The 18,449-nt window shown below is 74.1% G+C and carries 18 protein-coding genes and 1 pseudogene; 15 read left to right on the top strand and 4 right to left on the bottom strand.

Translation table 11 applies throughout. The features are described 5' to 3' along the window. The first annotated feature begins 4 nt into the window (after nucleotides 1-4). Genes HHL19_RS17730 through HHL19_RS17675 form a run of 12 tightly spaced genes read left to right on the top strand, consistent with a single transcriptional unit; the run spans nucleotide 5 to nucleotide 12,752 of the window. On the top strand, nucleotides 5-1,225 hold the full coding sequence (locus tag HHL19_RS17730) for an O-antigen ligase domain-containing protein (RefSeq protein ID WP_169090681.1): 1,221 nt from the start codon (nucleotides 5-7) through the stop codon (nucleotides 1,223-1,225). A 7-nt stretch (nucleotides 1,226-1,232) separates the two neighbouring features. Beyond that, nucleotides 1,233-2,441, top strand: a complete 1,209-nt coding sequence (locus HHL19_RS17725; protein ID WP_169090679.1) for a glycosyltransferase — start codon at nucleotides 1,233-1,235, stop codon at nucleotides 2,439-2,441. Further along, entirely contained in the window at nucleotides 2,441-3,676 is a 1,236-nt protein-coding gene (locus HHL19_RS17720; RefSeq protein ID WP_169090677.1) for a class I SAM-dependent methyltransferase, read from the top strand. Before HHL19_RS17725 ends, HHL19_RS17720 begins: the two co-directional genes overlap by 1 nt. Next, nucleotides 3,673-4,467 carry a glucose-1-phosphate cytidylyltransferase gene (locus HHL19_RS17715; RefSeq protein WP_169090674.1) on the top strand — a complete coding sequence of 265 codons (795 nt, stop codon included), beginning with the start codon at nucleotides 3,673-3,675 and terminating at the stop codon, nucleotides 4,465-4,467. Before HHL19_RS17720 ends, HHL19_RS17715 begins: the two co-directional genes overlap by 4 nt. Beyond that, nucleotides 4,464-5,111: a PIG-L family deacetylase gene (locus HHL19_RS17710; protein WP_169090672.1), complete on the top strand. Its 648-nt coding sequence runs from the start codon at nucleotides 4,464-4,466 to the stop codon at nucleotides 5,109-5,111. Before HHL19_RS17715 ends, HHL19_RS17710 begins: the two co-directional genes overlap by 4 nt. Nucleotides 5,112-5,114: 3 nt before the next feature. Continuing rightward, on the top strand, nucleotides 5,115-6,140 hold the full coding sequence (locus HHL19_RS17705; protein ID WP_169090670.1) for an NAD-dependent epimerase/dehydratase: 1,026 nt from the start codon (nucleotides 5,115-5,117) through the stop codon (nucleotides 6,138-6,140). Nucleotides 6,141-6,160: 20 nt separating this feature from the next. Then, on the top strand, nucleotides 6,161-7,414 hold the full coding sequence (locus HHL19_RS17700) for a DUF4910 domain-containing protein (protein ID WP_169091162.1): 1,254 nt from the start codon (nucleotides 6,161-6,163) through the stop codon (nucleotides 7,412-7,414). Nucleotides 7,415-7,419: 5 nt separating this feature from the next. Beyond that, a complete protein-coding gene (locus tag HHL19_RS17695; protein ID WP_169090668.1) occupies nucleotides 7,420-8,712 on the top strand; it encodes a hypothetical protein in 1,293 nt (430 codons plus the stop codon). Beyond that, complete coding sequence (locus HHL19_RS17690; RefSeq protein WP_169090666.1) at nucleotides 8,709-9,656, top strand: glycosyltransferase family 2 protein; 948 nt, start codon at nucleotides 8,709-8,711, stop codon at nucleotides 9,654-9,656. The genes HHL19_RS17695 and HHL19_RS17690 overlap by 4 nt, the downstream gene beginning before the upstream one ends. Further along, a complete protein-coding gene (locus HHL19_RS17685; protein ID WP_169090664.1) occupies nucleotides 9,653-10,855 on the top strand; it encodes a polysaccharide pyruvyl transferase family protein in 1,203 nt (400 codons plus the stop codon). Before HHL19_RS17690 ends, HHL19_RS17685 begins: the two co-directional genes overlap by 4 nt. Then, nucleotides 10,852-11,403 (top strand): dTDP-4-dehydrorhamnose 3,5-epimerase family protein, encoded by a 552-nt coding sequence (locus HHL19_RS17680; RefSeq protein WP_169090662.1) that lies wholly within the window; start codon nucleotides 10,852-10,854, stop codon nucleotides 11,401-11,403. The genes HHL19_RS17685 and HHL19_RS17680 overlap by 4 nt, the downstream gene beginning before the upstream one ends. Before the next feature lie 8 nt (nucleotides 11,404-11,411). Beyond that, nucleotides 11,412-12,752, top strand: coding sequence for a glutamate-1-semialdehyde 2,1-aminomutase (locus tag HHL19_RS17675; protein WP_169090660.1), 1,341 nt, complete (start codon nucleotides 11,412-11,414; stop codon nucleotides 12,750-12,752). Nucleotides 12,753-12,764: 12 nt separating this feature from the next. On the opposite strand, the gene HHL19_RS17670 is transcribed toward HHL19_RS17675, so the two are convergent. Beyond that, on the bottom strand, nucleotides 12,765-13,430 hold the full coding sequence (locus tag HHL19_RS17670; RefSeq protein WP_169090658.1) for a phosphatase PAP2 family protein: 666 nt from the start codon (nucleotides 13,428-13,430) through the stop codon (nucleotides 12,765-12,767). Nucleotides 13,431-13,555: 125 nt separating this feature from the next. Between HHL19_RS17670 and HHL19_RS17665 the strand changes: the two genes are divergently transcribed. After that, nucleotides 13,556-13,990: an SHOCT domain-containing protein gene (locus tag HHL19_RS17665; RefSeq protein WP_169090656.1), complete on the top strand. Its 435-nt coding sequence runs from the start codon at nucleotides 13,556-13,558 to the stop codon at nucleotides 13,988-13,990. A 9-nt stretch (nucleotides 13,991-13,999) separates the two neighbouring features. Here HHL19_RS17665 and HHL19_RS17660 read toward each other — a convergent pair whose 3' ends face one another. Further along, the gene (locus tag HHL19_RS17660; RefSeq protein WP_169090654.1) at nucleotides 14,000-14,779 is read right to left on the bottom strand and encodes a MerR family transcriptional regulator; all 780 of its coding nucleotides are present in this window, start codon (nucleotides 14,777-14,779) and stop codon (nucleotides 14,000-14,002) included. Nucleotides 14,780-14,874: 95 nt separating this feature from the next. On the opposite strand from HHL19_RS17660, the gene HHL19_RS17655 reads away from it, so the two are divergent. Continuing rightward, complete coding sequence (locus tag HHL19_RS17655) at nucleotides 14,875-15,969, top strand: serine hydrolase domain-containing protein (RefSeq protein WP_169090652.1); 1,095 nt, start codon at nucleotides 14,875-14,877, stop codon at nucleotides 15,967-15,969. A gap of 53 nt (nucleotides 15,970-16,022) precedes the next feature. On the opposite strand, the pseudogene HHL19_RS37320 reads toward HHL19_RS17655, so the two are convergent. After that, nucleotides 16,023-16,239, bottom strand: a pseudogene (locus HHL19_RS37320) (hydrolase); the annotation flags it as partial. Between the two features lie 209 nt (nucleotides 16,240-16,448). On the opposite strand from HHL19_RS37320, the gene HHL19_RS17645 reads away from it, so the two are divergent. Then, entirely contained in the window at nucleotides 16,449-16,751 is a 303-nt protein-coding gene (locus HHL19_RS17645) for a hypothetical protein (protein WP_169090650.1), read from the top strand. Between the two features lie 205 nt (nucleotides 16,752-16,956). Here HHL19_RS17645 and HHL19_RS17640 read toward each other — a convergent pair whose 3' ends face one another. Beyond that, nucleotides 16,957-18,435: an HAD-IA family hydrolase gene (locus HHL19_RS17640; RefSeq protein WP_346768433.1), complete on the bottom strand. Its 1,479-nt coding sequence runs from the start codon at nucleotides 18,433-18,435 to the stop codon at nucleotides 16,957-16,959. Nucleotides 18,436-18,449 lie beyond the last annotated feature (14 nt).

Raw genomic sequence — 18,449 nt, 5'->3', positions numbered from 1 at the left:
CGGCATGACCGCTGACCGCATGCCGAAGGCCGTCGGGGCGGCCTGGGCGCTGCTCGCCCTCAACACGCTCGGCTCCGCCGGGGCGAAGACCGTCGTCGCGATCCCGCGTTCCCTCATCCAGATGGTGACCATGGGCGCGCTGGTCGTCGCCTTCGCGCTCGCGCTCGCCGTGAACCGGCCGCTGCGCGTGCGGCCCAGTGCCTTCGTCTTCCTGCTGACCCTGCTGCTGGTGCCGAGCGTGATCGCCGGTCTGCACCTGGAGGTCGGGTTCGGGGCGCTGTTCCGGTGCGCCCGGCTGGCGCTGTTCGTGGCCACGCTGTGGCTGCTGACCCGCTGGTGGAACGGCGGCCTGGGCTTCGTACGCCTGCACGTCCGGATGTACGTCGCGGTGCTCTGCCTGGTGGCCGCGGGTCTGGTCGTGGCGCCCGGCACGGCGATGCCCGAGTACTACGGCGGGCGGCTCGTCGGGGCGCTGTGGCCGCTGACGCCGCCGCAGATCGGGCAGTACGCGGCGGTGGTCGTCGGGCTCACGGTGCTGCTCCTGCTCGGCCGCCGGACGACCGTGTCCGGCGCGGCGGTGGTGGTCGTGCCGGCGCTGGTGCTGCTCGCGATGACGCACACCCGGACGGCGACGCTCGGGCTGCTCATCGGCCTGGCGCTCGCGATCGGCTCGCTGTTCCTGACGAGCGCGGCGGCCCGCCGGGTGTTCGCCTGGGCGGTGCTGTGCGCCACGGTGGCCGCGGTGGTGTTCGGTTCGGCGCTGCGGGCGTGGTTCCTGCGCGGGCAGAGCCAGGAGAACTTCGCCAACCTCACCGGCCGGGCGAAGGTCTGGGACGCGCTGCTCGCGGCGCCCCGGACGGCCGGGGAGCGGTTCCTCGGCGTGGGCCTGGGCGACAAGTCCTTCGACGGGCTGCCGATCGACAACAGCTGGCTGGCCGTCTACCACGAGCAGGGTCTCCTCGGCGTGACGCTGGTGGCGGCGCTGCTCCTCGTCCTCGGCGGGGTGGCGCTGCTGCGGCCGCCGTCGCTGCCGCGGGCGTGCGCGATCTTCCTGATCGGCTACTGCGCGCTCTCCACGTACACCGAGGTCGGGCTCGGTGACGCCTCGGCGTATCTGCTGCATCTGGCCCTGGCCGCCTCGCTGTTGGCGGCTCCGGCCCCCGTACCGGCCCCGGTGGCGGCCGAGCCGCCCGTCCGGCGCGTGCCGCTGTGGGCGAGGAGGTGACCTGAGCATGCGTGTCCTCGTGGTGCACAACCGCTACTCCTCGGCGCAGCCGAGCGGCGAGAACAGGGTCGTGGACGAGGAGGTGGCGCTGCTGCGTGCGGCCGGCCACGAGGTGGGCCTGTTCGAGCGGCGCAGCGACTCGATCGGCGCCCGGTCCCTGCTGGGGAAGGCGGCGGTGCCGCTCCTCGTGCCGTGGAATCCGGCGGTGCGTACGGAGCTGGCGGCGCGGCTGCGGGCCGAGCGGCCGGAGGTGGTGCACGTCCACAACGTCTTCCCGCTGCTGTCGCCGTCGGTCCTCGCCGCCTGCGCCGACGCCGGCGTGCCGGTGGTCGCCACGCTGCACAACTACACGCAGGTGTGCCCGCCGGGCACCCTGCACCGGGACGGGCGGGCGTGCGGCGAGTGCGTGGGGGCGCCGGTGCCGCTGGCGGCGGTCCGGCACGGCTGCTACCGGGACTCGCGCCTGGCGACGGTGCCGCTCGCGGTCGGTCTGGCGGTCAACCGGCGCCGCTGGTGGTCCGGTGTGGACCGCTTCCTGTGCATCTCGGCGGCGCAGCGGGAGGTGCTGGTCCGGTCCGGCATGCCGGCCGGGCGCCTCGCGGTGAAGCACAACTTCGTGCCGGACCCGGGCGCGGTCCGTACGGCTCCCGGCCGGCATCTGCTGTTCCTCGGCCGGCTCACGGAGGCCAAGGGGGTACGGCTCCTGATGGCCGCGTGGGAGGAGCTGGCGGCGGGCGGCGGGGTGGGCGTGCCGCTGGTGATCGCCGGGGCGGGGCCGCTGGACCGGGAGGTGGCGGCCTGGGCGGAGGGCCGGGAGGACGTGCGGTACGTCGGCCTGTACGACCCGGCGCGGGTCCGGGAGGCGGTGGCCGGGGCGGTGGCGGTGGTGGCCCCGTCGGAGGCCAGGGAGACGTTCGGTCTGGTGGCGGCGGAGGCGATGGCGGCGGGGGTGCCGGTGGTGGCCGCGGGCCACGGAGGCTTCTCCGAGCTCGTCGAGGACGGGGTGACCGGGCTGCTGCACCGTCCGGGCGACGCCGCCTCGCTGGCGTCGACGGTGCGCCGGATCGCCGCCGACCCGGGCCGCAACGAGGAGATGGGGCGGGCGGCCCGGCGCCGCTACGACCGGTTCTTCAGTCCGGCGGTCGGCCTGGAGCGCCTGGTGGAGGAGTACCGCGCCGCGATCGCGGCGCGGACGGAATCGATGGGGGGCAGTTGATGACACGATGCCGACTCTGCGGCTCGGCGGCGCTGGTGAGCGTCGTCGACCTGGGGGCGACCCCGCCGTGCGAGAGCTTTCTCGCCGCGGACCGGCTCGACCTGCCGGAGCCCGCGTACCCGCTGCACCTGCGGGTCTGCGCCGAGTGCCGGCTCGCGCAGCTCCCGCCGCTGATCACGCCGGAGGAGACGTTCACGGAGTACGCGTACTTCTCCTCGTACTCGACGTCCTGGGTGGAGCACGCGCGGAGCTTCGTGGCGGGCGCGGTGGAGCGGCTGGGGCTCGGCGCGGACGCGTTCGTCGTCGAGGTGGCGAGCAACGACGGGTACCTGCTGAAGCACGTGGTGGAGCGGGGGATCCGCTGCCTCGGCATCGAGCCGTCGGTGAACGTGGGCGCGGCGGCGCGGGAGGCGGGCGTGCCGACGGTCGCGGAGTTCCTGTCGCCGGGGACCGGTGCGGCGGTGCGCGCCGAGCACGGTCCTGCGGACCTGGTCGTGGCGAACAACGTGTACGCGCACGTCCCGGACGTCGTCGGGTTCACCGAGGGGCTGCGGGCGCTGGTCGCCGACGACGGCTGGGTGTCGATCGAGGTGCAGCACCTGCTGACCCTGATCGAGGAGAACCAGTACGACACGATCTACCACGAGCACTTCCAGTACTACACGGTGGAGTCGGCGGCCCGGGCGCTCGCGAGCGGCGGGCTGACGCTGGTGGACGTGGAGCTGCTGCCCACGCACGGCGGGTCGGTCCGGCTGTGGGCCCGCCCGTCCGGGGCGGCCGGCGAGCCCGGCCGGCGGGTGGCGGAGGTCCTGGACCGGGAGAAGGCCGCCGGGCTGCACGAGCTGTCCGGGTACGCCCGCTTCTCCGAGCGGGTGGCGAAGGTGCGCAGGGACCTGCTGCGGTTCCTGATCGAGGCGGCCGAGCGGGGCGAGACGGTCGTCGGCTACGGCGCCCCCGGCAAGGGCAACACGCTGCTCAACCACTGCGGCATCCGGCCCGACCTGCTCGCGTACACGGTCGACCGCAACCCGTACAAGCACGGCAGGTTCACCCCGGGGACCCGGATCCCGATCCTGCCGCCGGAGCGGATCGCCGCCGACCGGCCGGAGTACGTGCTCGTCCTCCCGTGGAACCTGCGGGACGAGCTGGTCGAGCAGCTGTCGTACGTGCACGAGTGGGGCGGCCGGCTGGTCTTCCCCATCCCGGAACTGAGCATCGTCGAGGTGACGCGATGAAGGTCGTCCTGTTCTGCGGCGGTTACGGGCTGCGCATGCGCGCCGGGGCCTCCGACGACGTGCCGAAGCCGATGGCGATGGTCGGCCCCCGGCCGCTGATCTGGCACGTGATGCGCTACTACGCGTACTACGGGCACACCGAGTTCATCCTGTGCCTCGGCTACGGCGCCCACCACATCAAGGAGTTCTTCCTCTCCTACGAGGAGACGACCTCCAACGACTTCGTGCTGCGGGGCGGGCGGACCGAGCTGCTCACCACCGACATCGCCGACTGGACGATCACCTTCGCGCAGACCGGCATCGAGTCGCCGATCGGGGAGCGGCTGCGCCGGGTCCGTCACCATCTGGACGGCGACGAGATGTTCCTCGCCAACTACGCGGACGTGCTCACCGACGCGCCGCTGCCGGAGATGATCGACCGGTTCGCGCGGCGGGACGCCGGAGCGTCGATGATGGTGGTGCCGCCGCAGTCCTCCTTCCACTGCGTGGAACTCGGCGAGGACGGCCTGGTCGGCGGCATCACGCCGGTGAGCGAGCTGCCGCTGTGGGAGAACGGCGGCTACTTCGTCCTCCGTCAGGAGGTCTTCGACCACATACCGGCGGGCGGGGACCTGGTCGCCGACGGCTGCGCCGGGCTGGCGAAGGAGGGCCGGCTCGTCGCCCACCGGCACCGCGGCTTCTGGAAGCCGACGGACACCGTGAAGGAGCGGGCCGCGCTCGACGAGGCCTACGCGCGGGGCGACCGGCCGTGGGCCGTGTGGGAGCGGGACCGGGTCGGAGCGCGGGCGTGATCCGGCTGGGGGCGGGGGCCGTGGCGCGGGTCGTCGCGGTCGGCGCGCACTGCGACGACATCGCGATCGGCGCCGGCGGCACGCTGCTGACGGTCTGCCGGGCCCGGCCGGGCGTCCGCGTCGACGCGCTGGTGCTGACCGGCGGGGGCGGCGAGCGGGAGGCGGAGGAGCGGGCCGCGCTCGCGGCCTTCTGCCCGGACGCCGACCTGCGGCTGACCGTGCTGAAGCTGCCGGACGGCCGGCTGCCCGCGTACTGGGACGAGGCCAAGGCGGCGGTGGAGGAGCTGCGGGCGGGGACGGAGCCGGACGTGGTCCTCGCGCCGCGCACCGCCGACGCGCACCAGGACCACCGGGGCCTGGCCCGGCTGATGCCCACCGCCTTCCGCGACCATCTCGTGCTGGGGTACGAGATCGTCAAGTGGGACGCCGATCTCGGCCGTCCGACGGCGTACCAGCCGCTGACGCCGGAGATCGCCGAGGAGAAGGTCCGGCTGCTGCAGGAGCACTACCCCTCGCAGCGGCACCGGCCCTGGTACGACCGGGAGGCCTTCCTCGGCCTGGCCCGGATCCGCGGCATCGAATGCCACGCGCGCTACGCCGAGGCGTTCGACGTCACCAAACTCACTCTCGATCTGGGGGAATGAATCGTGCGCGTACTGCTGACCGGACACCAGGGGTACCTGGGCACCGTGATGGCCCCGGTCCTGGCGGCCGCCGGGCACGAGGTCGTCGGCCTGGACGCCGGACTCTTCGCCGACTGCGTCCTCGGCCCGGCGCCCTCGGACCCGGCCGGGCACCGGGTGGATCTGCGGGACGTCACGGCCGGGCACGTGGCCGGGGTGGACGCGGTGATCCACCTGGCCGCGCTCTCCAACGACCCGCTCGGCTCGCTGGCGCCGGAGCTCACCTACGACATCAACCACCGGGCGTCGGTGCGGCTCGCCCGGCTGGCCCGGGACGCCGGGGTGCGGCGCTTCCTGTACGCGTCGACGTGCTCGGTGTACGGCGCCGCGGGCGGCGACGAGCTGGTCGGCGAGGACGCGCCGCTGCGCCCGGTGACGCCGTACGCGGAGTCGAAGGTGCGCGTCGAGGACGATCTGCACGCGCTCGCGGACGGCGACTTCACCCCCGTGTACATGCGGAACGCCACCGCCTTCGGTTTCTCGCCCCGGCTGCGCGCCGACATCGTCCTGAACAACCTGGTGGGCCACGCGCTGCTGTCCGGCGAGGTGCTGGTGCTGTCGGACGGCACGCCGTGGCGTCCGCTGGTGCACGCCGCCGACATCGCCCGTGCCTTCACGGCGGCCCTGACGGCTCCTCAGGAGGCCGTGCACGACCGGGCGTTCAACATCGGCAGCGAGGCGAACAACGTCACGGTCGCCGAGATCGCCGAGCAGGTCGCCGAGGCGGTGGAGGGCTCGAAGGTGGTGATCACCGGGGAGACCGGCGCCGACCCGCGCTCGTACCGGGTGGACTTCTCCCGCTTCCGGGCCGCCGTCCCCGGCTTCGACTGCGAGTGGACGGTGAAGCGCGGCGCGCTCGAACTCGCCGACGCCTACCGCGAACACGGCCTGGGCCGGGAGGACTTCGAGCGCCGCTTCACCCGGCTCGCGGTGCTGCGCGGGGCCACCGAGACCGGCACGGTCGACGACACCCTGCGGCGGCGCCGGTGACGACGACGGCCGGCGAGGAGATGCACGCCCTGGTGGAGCGGCTGTACCCGCTGTGCCGGAGCATCACCGGCGACGGGGTCCGGGCCACCTTGGACGTCGTCGGCGAGTACCTCCCGCTCCGGGTGCACGAGGTGCCGACCGGGACGCGGGTGCTCGACTGGACCGTGCCGCAGGAGTGGAACATCCGGGACGCGTACGTCGCCGACGCCACCGGCCGGCGGGTCGTCGACTTCGCCGAGTCCAGCCTCCACGTGCTCGGCTACAGCGTGCCGGTCGCGGCGAGGATGCCGCTGTCCGAGCTCCGCGCCCGTCTGCACACGCTGCCGGACCAGCCGGACCTGATCCCGTACCGCACCAGCTACTACACGCCCGAGTGGGGGTTCTGCCTGGCCCAGAACACCCTGGACGCGCTGCCCGACGGCGAGTACGAGGTGCGGATCGACTCCACGCTCGCCGACGGGCACCTCACCTACGCCGAGCACGTGGTCCCCGGACGGGTCGCCGACGAGGTGATCGTCTCCAGCCACGTCTGCCACCCGGCGCTCGCCAACGACAACCTGGCCGGGATCGCCGTGGCCGTCTTCCTCGCCCGCGCGCTCGCGGAGACGACGCCGTACTACACGTACCGGTTCGTCTTCGCGCCCGGCACCATCGGCGCCATCACCTGGCTGGCCCGCAACGCGGACCGGATCGAGCGGGTGAGGCACGGGCTCGTGCTGGCCTGCGCGGGCGACCGGGGCCGGCTCACGTACAAGCGGAGCAGACGCGGCGACGCGGAGATCGACCGGGTGCTCCGCCACGTCCTGGAGACGTCCCGGCGGCCGCACGAGATCGTCGGGTTCACTCCGTACGGGTACGACGAGCGGCAGTACTGCTCCCCCGGCTTCGACCTCGGGGTCGGTTCGCTCAGCCGGACGCCGTACGGCGGCTACCCCGAGTACCACACGTCGGCGGACGACCCCGGCTTCGTCTCCCCGGAGGCGATGGAGGACACCCTCTCGGTCTGCCGCGAGGCGTTCGCGGTGCTCGACCGCAACCGGCGGTACGTCAACCTCAGCCCGTACGGCGAACCCCAGCTCGGCCGGCGCGGGCTGTACGACTCGCTCGGCGGGCGCAGCGACGCCAAGGAGGCCCAGCTCGCGATGTTGTGGGTGCTCAGCCTCTCCGACGGCGACCACGGACTCCTCGACGTGGCCGAGCGGTCGGGGCTGGCCTTCGACGCCGTCGCCGCGGCTGCCGAGGCGCTGTGCGACGCCGGGCTGATCAAGGCGTGAGGCCGGTGACCACCGAGGAGGAGAAGGAGGCGGCCCCGGCGGGGGGCTCCGGCCGGTGGGCGCTCGCCGGCCGGCTGTCCTGGGGCCTCGCCGACCAGGCGGCCTCCAGCATGACCAACTTCGCGGTGGGCGTCTACGTGGCCCGCTCGCTCGGCCTGGCCGCCTTCGGCGTGTTCAGCCTGGCCTGGGTGACGTACGGCGTGGTCCTCAACGTCTCCCGGGGCGTCGCCACCGATCCGCTGGTGGTGCGCTTCAGCGCCGTGCCTGCGGCGTCCTGGCGGGCGGCGGTGGCCCGCTCGTCGGGGGCCTCGCTCGGCGTCGGCGCCACCGTCGGCGCGGTCTGCCTGGCGGCCGGGCTCGCCCTGGGCGGCGGCGTCGGCGCGGCGTTCGCGTGCCTCGGGGTCGTGCTGCCCGCGCTGCTGCTCCAGGACGCCTGGCGGTTCGCGTTCTTCGCCGCGGGCGACGGCCGCAAGGCCTTCGTCAACGACGTGGTGTGGGGCGTCGCGCTCGTCCCCGCCCTGGTGGTGGCGGCCCGGGTGGGTGGGGTGGCCGCCTTCCTGCTGGCCTGGGGCGGGTCCGCCGCCGTCGCCGCGGCGTACGGCTGCCTCCAGTCCGGGATCCGCCCCCGGCCGGGCGCGGCGCGCGGCTGGCTGCGCGAGCAGAGCGACCTCGGCGGCCGGTACCTCGTCGAGAACGTCAGCCTCAGCGGCGCGGGCCAGCTGCGGGCGTACGGGCTCGGCGCGCTCGCCGGGACCGGCGCGGTGGGCGCTGTGCGGGGAGCCGAGCTGCTCCTCGGACCGTTCCTCGCCGTGCTCATGGGCCTGTCGCTCGTCACCGTCGCGGAGGCGGCGCGGGTCCTGAGGCGGGCCCCGCACCGGCTCGGCCGGTTCTGTCTGCTGCTCGGCGGCGGGCAGGCGGGCGCCGCGCTGCTGTGGGGTGCGGCGCTGCTCCTGGTGCCGGACCGGGCGGGCGCGCTGGTGCTCGGCGACGTCTGGCACTCGGCCGCACTGCTCGTCGTCCCCGCCACGCTCGGCGTCGCGGGCGCCGGCCTCGGGACCGGCGCCGCGGCCGGGCTGCGGGCGCTCGGCGCGGCCCGGCGCAGCCTGCGCGCCCAGCTCCTCGCCTCCTTCTGTTACGCCGCCGGCGGTCTCGGCGGCGCGGCGGCGGGCGGCGCCGTCGGCTCGGCCTGGGGCGTGGCCGCCGCGACCCTGGGCAGTTCGGCCGTGTGGTGGTTCCAGCTGCGGTCCGCCCTGCGTGAGCACGACCAGAAACCGATCCGTGAAGTGAGGACCTCATGACCGCCGTCCCCCGGCTCAGCATCGGCCTGCCCGTCCACAACGGCGAGGAGTACCTCGCCGAGTCCTTCGACGCCCTCCTCGGCCAGACGTACGGGGACTTCGAGCTGGTCGTCTCCGACAACGCGTCGACCGACGGCACCCAGGAGATCTGCCGCGACTACGCCGCGCGCGACCCGCGCGTCCGCTACCTCCGGCTCGCCCGCAACATCGGGGCGGCGCCGAACCACAATCACGTCTTCACCGAGTGCCGCGGCGAACTGTTCAAGTGGGCCTCGCACGACGACCTGTACGCCAGGGACCTGCTGCGGCGCTGCGTGGAGGCCCTGGACGAGCGGCCGGAGGTGATCCTCGCCCACGCCGACCAGGCCGTCATCGACGGCGACGGCCAGGTGAAGGTCCCGTACGCGTACGGTCTGGCCACCGCCTCCCCGCACGCCCCCGAGCGCTTCCGCAGCATGCTGTTCGAGCCGGGCGGCGACGACTTCTACGGGGTGATCCGCGCGGACGTGCTGCGCCGGGTGCGGCCGCACGACAGCTACCACCACGCGGACCGCACCTTCGTCGCCGAGATCGGCCTCAACGGCCCCTTCCACCAGGTGCCGGAGCTGCTGTACTTCCGCCGCGACCACCCGACCCGCGCCGAGCGGGCGAACCCGTCGAAGCGGTCCCGCTGCGTCAACCTGGACCCGCGCCGGGCGGGCCCGCTGCACCCGACGCCGCGGCTGCTCGCCGAGTACGTGTGGGGGTTCGTCTCGGCGATCCGGCGGGCGCCGCTCTCCTCCGCCGACCGGCGCGCCTGCTACCGGCACCTGGCGGACTGGGCGGCCAGCCGGGCCCGGCCGGGCGCCGGCGAGCGGGTCGAGGACCGCGCCCCGGTCGACCCGGCCCTGCTGGACGTCTCCGTCGACGCGCTGGTCGCCGGGCGCGAGGGAAGGCGGCGGTGAGCGCCGTACGCGTCGGCGTGTTCGGGCTGCTCGGCTCCGGGAACCTCGGCAACGACGGTTCCCTCGAAGCCGTCCTCCGGTACGTGCGGGCCGCGCACCCGGCGGCGGTCGTCGACGCGCTGTGCGGCGGCCCGGAGGCCGTCACGGCCCGGTTCGGGATCCCGGCGGCCCGGCTGCACTGGTACCGGGGCGAGTACCGGACCGCGTCGCGGGCGGGCGCGGTCGCAGGGAAGGCGCTCGGCAAGCTCGTCGACGCCGCCCGCACCGCCGCCTGGGTGCGCCGGCACGACCTGGTGATCGTGCCGGGCATGGGCGTCCTGGAGGCCACGCTGCCGCTGCGGCCGTGGGGCTTCCCGTACTCCCTGTTCCTGCTCTGCGCGAGCGGCCGGCTGCTGCGCACCCCGGTCGCCCTGGTCGGGGTGGGCGCGGACGCGATCGCCGAGCGGCCGACCCGCGTCCTGGTCCGCTGGGCGGCGCGGCTGGCCGCGTACCGCTCCTACCGGGACGGGCTGTCCCGGGACGCCATGCGGGCGATGGGTGTGGACACCACGGGCGACCCGGTCCACCCCGACCTGGCGTTCGCCCTGCCGGCGCCGCCCCGGGGCGCGCCGCCCGGCCCGGTGTGCGTCGGCGTCATGGACTTCCACGGCGGCAACGACGACCGGGCCAGGGCCGGGGAGATCCACCGCCGGTACGTCGGGGAGACGATCCGCTTCGTCCGCGCCTTGGTGGCGGAGGGCCGTCGGGTGCGGCTGCTCACCGGCGACGCCCGCGACGCGACGGTGGTCGCCGCGATCCTCGACGCGGTGGGCTCGCCGCTGGTCACCGCAGCGGAGGCGGACTCGCTCGCGGACCTGATGGCGGAGACGGCGGCGGCCGAGGCGGTGGTGGCGACCCGGTACCACAACCTGGTGTGCGCGCTGCGGACCGGTACGCCGACACTCGCGCTGAGCTACGCCGCGAAGAGCGACGCCCTGATGGAGGAGATGGGCCTCGGGGCGTACCAGCACCCGGCGCGCGAGGTCGACGCCGACCGGCTGCTCGGCCTCTTCCGCGAGCTGGAGAAACACGCGGCCGAGGTGCGCCGGACCCTCGCCGAACGGAACGGCGACGTCGCCGACCGACTCGACGCGCACTTCGACGCGTTGACCTCGTTCCTGTTCCCCGGTCCCGTCCCCACCTCCCGAGAGGCACGATGAAAACGACCCACGTCCCGGAGATCGCCGGCGCCCTCCTCTTCGAGCCGACCCCGCACACCGACGCACGCGGTTCCTTCTGCCGCACCTTCGACGCCGAGGTCGTCCGCTCGGCGGGGATCGACCCGGACGCCTTCGTCCAGGACAGCCTGTCCCGCTCGGTCCGGGGCGTGGTGCGCGGGATGCACCTGCGCTCCGGCGCCGGGGAGGCGAAGCTGGTGCGGTGCTCGTACGGCAGGATCTTCGACGTCGTCGTCGACCTGCGGCCGGACTCGCCGACCTATCTCGGCCGGGTGTCCGTCGAGCTGTCCGGCGAGACGCAGGCCACCCTGTACGTCCCCGCCGGCTGCGCGCACGGCTTCCAGGCGCTGACCGGGCCCGCGGACGTCTCGTACCGGATCGACCGCCCGCACGACCCGGCCGAGGACGTGACGATCGCCTTCGACGACCCGGAGCTCGGCATCCCCTGGCCGCTGCCGGTCACCTCGGTGTCCCGGCGCGACCGTGAGGCCCCGGGCCTCGCCGACGTCCTGAAGCGGATGGGGAGTTGAGGCGGGGCATGGACACCGAGGAGAAGGACACCGAAGAGTTCGCCCTTCCCCGGTCGCGGGCGGCGAACGAGCGCCTGCACGCGCTCGTCCCGGGCGGGGCGCACACCTACGCCAAGGGCGACGACCAGTACCCGGAGCATCTGGCCCCGGTCATCAGCCACGGCCGCGGCGCCCACGTCTGGGACGTCGACGGCAACCGCTACGTCGAGTACGGCTCGGGGCTGCGGTCGGTCAGCCTCGGCCACGCCCATCCGCGCGTGGTCGAGGCGGTGCGGCGGGAGCTGGAGCGCGGCGGGAACTTCGTCCGGCCGTCCGTCGTGGAGATCGAGGCGGCGGAACGGTTCCTGGCCACCGTGCCGACGGCGGACATGGTGAAGTTCGCGAAGAACGGCTCCGACGCCACCACGGCCGCGGTCCGCCTCGCCCGGGCCGCCACCGGCCGCGCGCGGGTGGCCGTCTGCGCCGACCACCCCTTCTTCTCGGTGGACGACTGGTTCATCGGCACCACCCCCATGGCGGCGGGCATCCCCGTCGCGACCACCGACCTCACCGTCCGCTTCCCCTACGGCGACCTGCCGGCGACGGAGGAGCTGCTCTCCCGGTACGAGGGCGAGATCGCCTGCCTGATCCTCGAACCCGCCACCCGGACCGAGCCGCCGCCCGGCTACCTCGCCGGACTGCGCGCCCTGGCGGACCGGCACGGGTGCGTGCTGGTCTTCGACGAGATGATCACCGGCTTCCGCTGGTCGGAGGCGGGTGCCCAGGGCCTGTACGGGGTCGTCCCCGACCTCTCCACCTTCGGCAAGGCGCTCGGCAACGGCTTCGCGGTCTCCGCCCTCGCCGGCCGCCGGGAGCTCATGGAGCGGGGCGGTCTGCGCCACTCCGGGGAGCGGGTCTTCCTGCTGTCCACCACGCACGGCGCGGAGACGCACGCGCTGGCCGCCGCCATGGCCGTGCAGCGCACCTACACGGAGGAGGGCGTCACCGCCCGGCTGCACGCCCTCGGCGAGCGGCTCGCCGCCGGGGTCCGCGAGGCCGCGGCGGCCATGGGCGTCGCCGACCACGTCGTCGTACGGGGCCGGTCCAGCAACCTGGTCTTCGCCACGCTCGACGGGGCCGGCCGGCCGTCCCAGGAGTACCGGACCCTGTTCCTGCACCGGCTCCTGGCGGGCGGCGTGCTGGCTCCGTCCTTCGTGGTGAGCGGCGCCCTCGACGACGCCGACATCGACCACACCGTCGACGTGGTGGCACAGGCGTGCGCGGTGTACCGGAAGGCGCTGGACGCGGGCGACCCGGCACCGTGGCTGACGGGCCGGCCGGTGAAACCGGTCTTCCGCCGCCTGGCGTGAGGTGACGGCAGGTCAGTTTCTCGTGTGTGCCGGGGAGTCGGCGAGGCGGTCGACCATCCAGGCGACCGCCGGGACGACCGCGAGGGCGGTGCACCAGCCGCCGAGGACGTCGGTCGGGTAGTGGGCGTCCAGCACGATCTGGGCCCAGCCCATGAGGGCGCCGCCGACCGCCCCGGCGGCGAGGACGAGCGACAGGCCGGCCGTCCGGCCGAGGCCGAGCCTGCCGCTCACGACCAGCGCCACGACCAGCGCGAACGCGGTGAGAAAGGCGGTGTGCCCGCTCGGGAAGGCGAGGTACCCTCCGTGGATGGTCCGCCCCACGACGGGCTTGAGCAGGGTCGTCGCGGCCACGGACGCCCCGACCCCGCCCAGGAGGAGCACGGCCGCACGGGGCCGCCGCGCCACCAGGCACCCCAGCACGCCGGCCGCGACCAGGCCCGCGGCCCCCACGGGCTCCCCCAGGAAGTCCGCGCCCTCGGCGAGCCGCCGCCAGGACGCCCCCGCGTCGCCCAGCAGGCCACGGACCCGGACGTCGGCCCTGCCGGGCCCGCCCGCGCCCCCGTACCGGGCGCCGAGCAGGGCGACCGCCACGGCGGCGAGCCCCGCGACCGCCCCCAGCCACCCGCGCACCGGCCCCGGCAGCACCGCCCGCCCCGGCCCCGCGCCCGTCGGTCCCATCGCGCTCCCCTCCCCCGTCCCGGTCACCCTAGCCACCGTGCGGCGCGGGGGTCGCCGGTTCTGCGCGCGACAGACGGCGGACGGGAGGTTACGGTCGACAAGCCGTATAGCGACCGGAGACGATCATGTACCTGGCGTACGACTATCCGCTGCTCAGCGTGTTCTGGAGCATGCTCTGGTTCTTCCTGTGGATCCTGTGGTTCATCCTGCTCTTCAGGATCATCATGGACATCTTCCGCGACGACGACATGAACGGCTGGGGCAAGGCCGGCTGGATGGCCTTCGTCATCCTGCTGCCGTTCCTCGGCGTACTCGTGTACGTGATCGCCCGCGGCAAGAACATGGGCCGCCGCGAGATCGCCCAGGCGCGGGCCCAGCAGCAGGAGTTCGACTCGTACATCCGCAAGACGGCCACGGGCGACGGCGAGCGGCGCAGCAGCGTCGACGAACTGGCCCGCCTCTCCGAGCTCCGGTCGCGCGGCGACATCACGGACGAGGAGTTCGCCCGGGCGAAGGCCCTCGTCCTGACGGACGACCAGCCCTCGCAGAAGGCCGCCTAGGGGTGTCCGTCACTGCCGCGGGACCTCGATGCCCGCCGCGCGCAAGTGCTCCTCGATCAGCGCGTTCAGCCGGGCGATGGACGGTGCCTCGTCCTCCCGGTGGCGGTTGACCACGCCGTACCGGGAGGCCGCGTCGGGCCGGTGCGGTCGTCGCTTGGCCGGCAGCGTCAGCAGCGCGCGGTCGCCCAGCAGGTTGGCGGCCACCGCCGAGGCCAGCTCCTCGATCCGCGGGTCGTCGGGGTCCCAGGACCTCGCCTCCCAGCCGCGCTTGGTCAGCTCGACGAACTCCGGGTCTTCGAGCCGGTGTTCGAGGTTGGTCAGGAAGAGGTCGAAGACCTCGGGAGTCAGCGCCCGCGACAGCACGAGGGCCTCCCGCTGGGTGGTGACGTAGTCGGGGCTGAAGTCGAGCTCGGCGAGTCGCTCCAGAACCGCGCAGGCCCGGTCGGGCAGCAGGGCGCGGTCGCCGTGGGCGAGCCGGTGCAGGGTGTCGCGGCGGGCGGTCAGCTCCTCGATCTGTTCGGTGAGCCGGCGGCGGACGTCGTCCAGGGCGGTGGCGAACCGCTCGGGCTCGGCGTCGAGCAGCTCGCCGATCTCGGCCAGCGGCACGCCCGCCCCGGCCAGGGCCCGGACCTGGACAAGGCACAGCAGGTCGGCCGACCCGTAGCGCCGGTAGCCGGAATGGTCCCGCTCCGGTTCGGCGACCAGGCCGAGCCGGTGGTAGTGCCGCACCGTCTTGACGGTGATCCCGACGAAAGCCGCCGCCTGACCGATCGTGAGCCCCTCTGCCATGGGGCGAGAGTAACGCGCCTCCGTCGCCTTGACCTTGACCTTGGGTCAGGGTCCAAGCTCATCTCACACCCGCTGACGCGAGATGAGGAATCACCATGACCGAGCAGAACACCGCCGCCGCGCAGGACCGCCCCGAGCTGCGGAAGGCCATGCAGGAGATCGTCGACGCCGGTTTCGCCGGCGTGCAGCTGCGCGTGAACGACGAGCTCGGCGAGTGGGTCGGCAGCGCCGGCGTGAGCGAACTGGGCCGGACCGCGAAGCCGCCGACCGACGGGCACTTCCGGGTCGGCAGTGTCACCAAGACCTTCGTCGCGACCGTCGTGCTGCAGCTCGTGGACGAGGGCAGGCTCGGCCTTCAGGACCCGGTGGCCGACCACCTGCCCGAGCTCGGGCTCGACCGGCGGATCACGGTGAGGATGCTGCTGCAGCACACCAGCGGAATCTTCAACTTCACCGGCGAGTTCTCCGCCGACGGGACGGTCGAGCCCGGTGTGGTCGCCGGCTTCGGCAAGGAGTGGGTCGACCTCCGGCACGCGACCTTCCGGCCGGAGGAGCTGGTACGGGGAGCGCTGGCGAAGCCGGCGCGGTTCGAACCGGGGACGGCCTGGAGCTACTCCAACACCAACTACGTACTGGCCAGGCTGCTGATCGAGAAGGCCACCGGACGTTCCCTGCCCGAAGTGACGCACCGGCTGGTCCTGGGCCCGCTCGGGCTGACGGGCACCGTACTGCCGGAGGCCCGGGAAGAGATCCCCGAGCCGCACGCCCACGGCTACTTCGGCTACGACGACGCCGGCCGGTGGAAGGTGGTCGACACCACCCGCTTCAATCCCTCCTGGGCATCCGCCTCCGGCGACATGATCTCGACCAGCCGGGACCTCCACACGTTCTTCTCCGCCCTGAACGGCGGCAAGCTCATCTCGACCGAGCTGCTGGCCGAGATGCGCGTCCCGGACCCCACGATGGGTTACGGCCTGGGGGTGTTCGTGGAGGAGCTGGAGGGCGGCGGCACCGTCCTCCACCACAACGGAGGGTTCTGGGGCTGGGGCGCGCTGATGTACAGCACGCCCGACGGCACCAGGACCCTGACCGGCTCGCTGACGTCCGGGGACGTCGAGATGGACCTGCCCACCATGGCCGGGACGTTCGAGAAGGCGAAGCAGACGCTGGTCAAGGCGGTGTTCGCGTAGGGGCCGGCGGGCGCCGCCTGACGGGCGCCCCCTGGGCAGTGTCGAGGCGGGGGTCAGGAGGCGGGGACCTCGTCGACGAAGGTGGTGCCGGCGGCGCGCAGAGCGGCGAGCCGGGCCGTCACCTGGGCCGGGGCGAGGACCTGGTCCTTGACGTGCAGGACGTAGTCGACCCGCTGGTCGTGGGTGCCGAAGACGGCGCCGTCGTCGTCGTAGGTGATCTGGCTGTTGTCGATGGCGACCGACGAGGACGTGCCAGCCGGCGAAGCTCTGGGTCCCGACGACGAACGAGAGCCCCATGGAGATCGACGCGGCAGCCTCCGGCGCGGGCCGGGGGCGTCAAGGACGGGCTTCTCCGGGCGGGTTCCTCTCAGCCTGGAGAGTGAAACCCCCCGGCTGAAGTGGATCTTGGGCGGGGCGGGCCGATAGCTGTGGTGCGAGCCCGCGCCGATGCGGGATCTTCCGTTCCGAGGATATGTCTCATGCGCACACGAGCAGTTCTGGTCGCCCTGGTCGCCGCGAGCGCGGTGTTCGGACTGACCGGGTCCGCCCAGGCCGCCGCCTCCGGCGACGTCGTCGTCTTCTCCACCGAGCTCCAGCCGCTGGACGTCTACCGGGACCCGGTCGGCTGTCGGCAGCTGCCCGTGGCGGCGCACGTGCTGAACAACCAGACGGACGGGCCGGTGCGGATCTACGGCAACCCGTTCTGCCTCGGCCCCTCGGTGGTCGTCCAGCCCGGTTACGGCGTCCATGTGCCCGGTGGCGCCGGGTCGTTCTCCGCCTGACCGCACCCCGCCGTCAGCGGTCGCGCCCGCCGTCACTCGTTCCGGTCGTGCAGCCGTGGAACCGGGCTTCTCGGTGCGGACGCCCACTACGGTGGGAACCACGGAGGGAGGGGCCGACTGGTCGTTGGACTCCCGTTCCTCCGGTGCCCCACACCCTTCAGGGTGTGGGGCACAATCCGTTTCCGGGCACGGTCGTCCCCGGCGCTCAGAAGGCGAAGGTCGTCACCACCGCCGCGTGGTCGGACGGCCAGTCGTTCGCGGCGACGTCCGGCCACGGCGCCGGTGTGCCGGTCACCAGGGTGCGGGAGTCGAGGACGCGCAGGCCGCGGGCGTTGTGCAGGACGTAGTCGATGCGGTCCTGCGGCTCGGGGCGGCCGGCGTGGGGGCCCTGCTCCGGGTGGACGGGGTGGATCGGCGACCAGGTGTGGCCCGGGGCGCGTACGGGGTCGGGGTGGGCCTCCCGGTAGCTGTCGCGGAAGCCGGCGTCCTCCGCCGCCCTCGTCACCGGCCAGGCCACGTCGGCCCGGTCGAGGTGCGAAGGCGCGTTGAAGTCGCCGACGAGGACGACCGGGCGCTCCTCCCCCGCCGTGCCGGCGATCCGGTCGAGCGTGTCCCGCATCTGGGCCAGACGGACCGACTCGTGGGCGATCAGCTCTCCGGCCGGGAGGCCGTCGAGGTCCGCCTCGTACGGGCCGTACGGCGTGTAGTGGAGGTGCGCCGTCCAGACGTCCGCCTCGTGGCCGTCGGCGATCCGGACGCGGACGCCGGCCGCGCCGTAGAAGCCGACGTCCGGGTCGCCGAGACGGGCCGTGATCGGGTGGCGGCTGAGGACGCCCAGGTTCACCCCGGCCCGGTGGTGGTGCCAGCCGAGCGCCTCGGCGAGCTCCTGGGTCGCGGTGCCCGAAGTCTCCTGGAGGCCCACGACGTCCGCGCCGGAGGCGCGGATCGCGGCCAGCTGCTTCGCCCGGGCGTCGTCGACCGCGGCGCCGCCGTGCCACAGGTTCCAGGTCATGACGGTGAGGCGGCGGGCCGCCATCGCCCGCAGCCGCTCCGGGGTGACCTCCGTGAGTCCGTCCAGGACGGTGCGGCCCGGTGCCGTGGCGATCGGGGTGAGCGAGGGGACGGCGAGGACCGCGCAGCCCGCCGCCTCCGCCGAGGCGACGCCGGTGGGGGTGTCCTCGACGGCGACGCAGCGCGCGGGGGCGGCTCCGAGGGCGGCGCAGGCGGCGAGGTACGGGGCGGGCTCGGGCTTGGTGCGGGGGGTGTCGTCGGCGGTGACCGAGACGGCGAACTCCGGTGCGCCGAGCGTCCCGAGGGCGTGCAGCACGAGGTCGGCGACCGCCCGGGGCGAGGCCGTGACGAGGGCGGTCGGCACCCCGTCGCGGGCGAGGGCGGAGAGCAGGGCGAGCGCGCCGGGGCGCGGCACGACCTCGGCCCTGACCCGGTCGGCGAACTCGCGGTGCAGCGCCGCCGCGAGCGCGTCGGCGGAGGCGGCCCGGCCCGCCGTCGTGGCCAGCCAGGCCGCCGTGTGCTCGACCGGGCGGCCGAGGACGTGGGGGCGGTCGGCCTCGTTCAGCGGGCGGCCCGCCACCTGTTCCACCGCCTCCCACCACAGGCCCTCGGTGTCGACGAGCGTGCCGTCCATGTCGAAGAGGACGGCTTGCAGGGGGAGTTCGGTGGTCACGCTGTTCGCTTTCC

Source organism: Streptomyces sp. R302 (assembly GCF_012927245.1).
Classification (GTDB): Bacteria; Actinomycetota; Actinomycetes; order Streptomycetales; family Streptomycetaceae; genus Streptomyces.
The sequence above is the reverse complement of the archived record's forward strand: the minus strand, read 5'-3'. Positions and strand labels throughout refer to the sequence as shown.

Excerpts from the sequence above, each read along its gene's own strand:
- HHL19_RS17700 (WP_169091162.1), top strand. The coding sequence starts at position 6,161 with ATGCACGCCCTGGTGGAGCGGCTGTACCCGCTGTGCCGGAGCATCACC.
- HHL19_RS17675 (WP_169090660.1), top strand. The coding sequence starts at position 11,412 with ATGGACACCGAGGAGAAGGACACCGAAGAGTTCGCCCTTCCCCGGTCG.
- HHL19_RS17720 (WP_169090677.1), top strand. The coding sequence starts at position 2,441 with ATGACACGATGCCGACTCTGCGGCTCGGCGGCGCTGGTGAGCGTCGTC.
- HHL19_RS17670 (WP_169090658.1), bottom strand. The coding sequence starts at position 13,430 with ATGGGACCGACGGGCGCGGGGCCGGGGCGGGCGGTGCTGCCGGGGCCG.
- HHL19_RS17715 (WP_169090674.1), top strand. The coding sequence starts at position 3,673 with ATGAAGGTCGTCCTGTTCTGCGGCGGTTACGGGCTGCGCATGCGCGCC.
- HHL19_RS17730 (WP_169090681.1), top strand. The coding sequence starts at position 5 with ATGACCGCTGACCGCATGCCGAAGGCCGTCGGGGCGGCCTGGGCGCTG.
- HHL19_RS17655 (WP_169090652.1), top strand. The coding sequence starts at position 14,875 with ATGACCGAGCAGAACACCGCCGCCGCGCAGGACCGCCCCGAGCTGCGG.
- HHL19_RS17690 (WP_169090666.1), top strand. The coding sequence starts at position 8,709 with ATGACCGCCGTCCCCCGGCTCAGCATCGGCCTGCCCGTCCACAACGGC.
- HHL19_RS17725 (WP_169090679.1), top strand. The coding sequence starts at position 1,233 with ATGCGTGTCCTCGTGGTGCACAACCGCTACTCCTCGGCGCAGCCGAGC.
- HHL19_RS17680 (WP_169090662.1), top strand. The coding sequence starts at position 10,852 with ATGAAAACGACCCACGTCCCGGAGATCGCCGGCGCCCTCCTCTTCGAG.
- HHL19_RS17660 (WP_169090654.1), bottom strand. The coding sequence starts at position 14,779 with ATGGCAGAGGGGCTCACGATCGGTCAGGCGGCGGCTTTCGTCGGGATC.
- HHL19_RS17645 (WP_169090650.1), top strand. The coding sequence starts at position 16,449 with ATGCGCACACGAGCAGTTCTGGTCGCCCTGGTCGCCGCGAGCGCGGTG.
- HHL19_RS17665 (WP_169090656.1), top strand. The coding sequence starts at position 13,556 with ATGTACCTGGCGTACGACTATCCGCTGCTCAGCGTGTTCTGGAGCATG.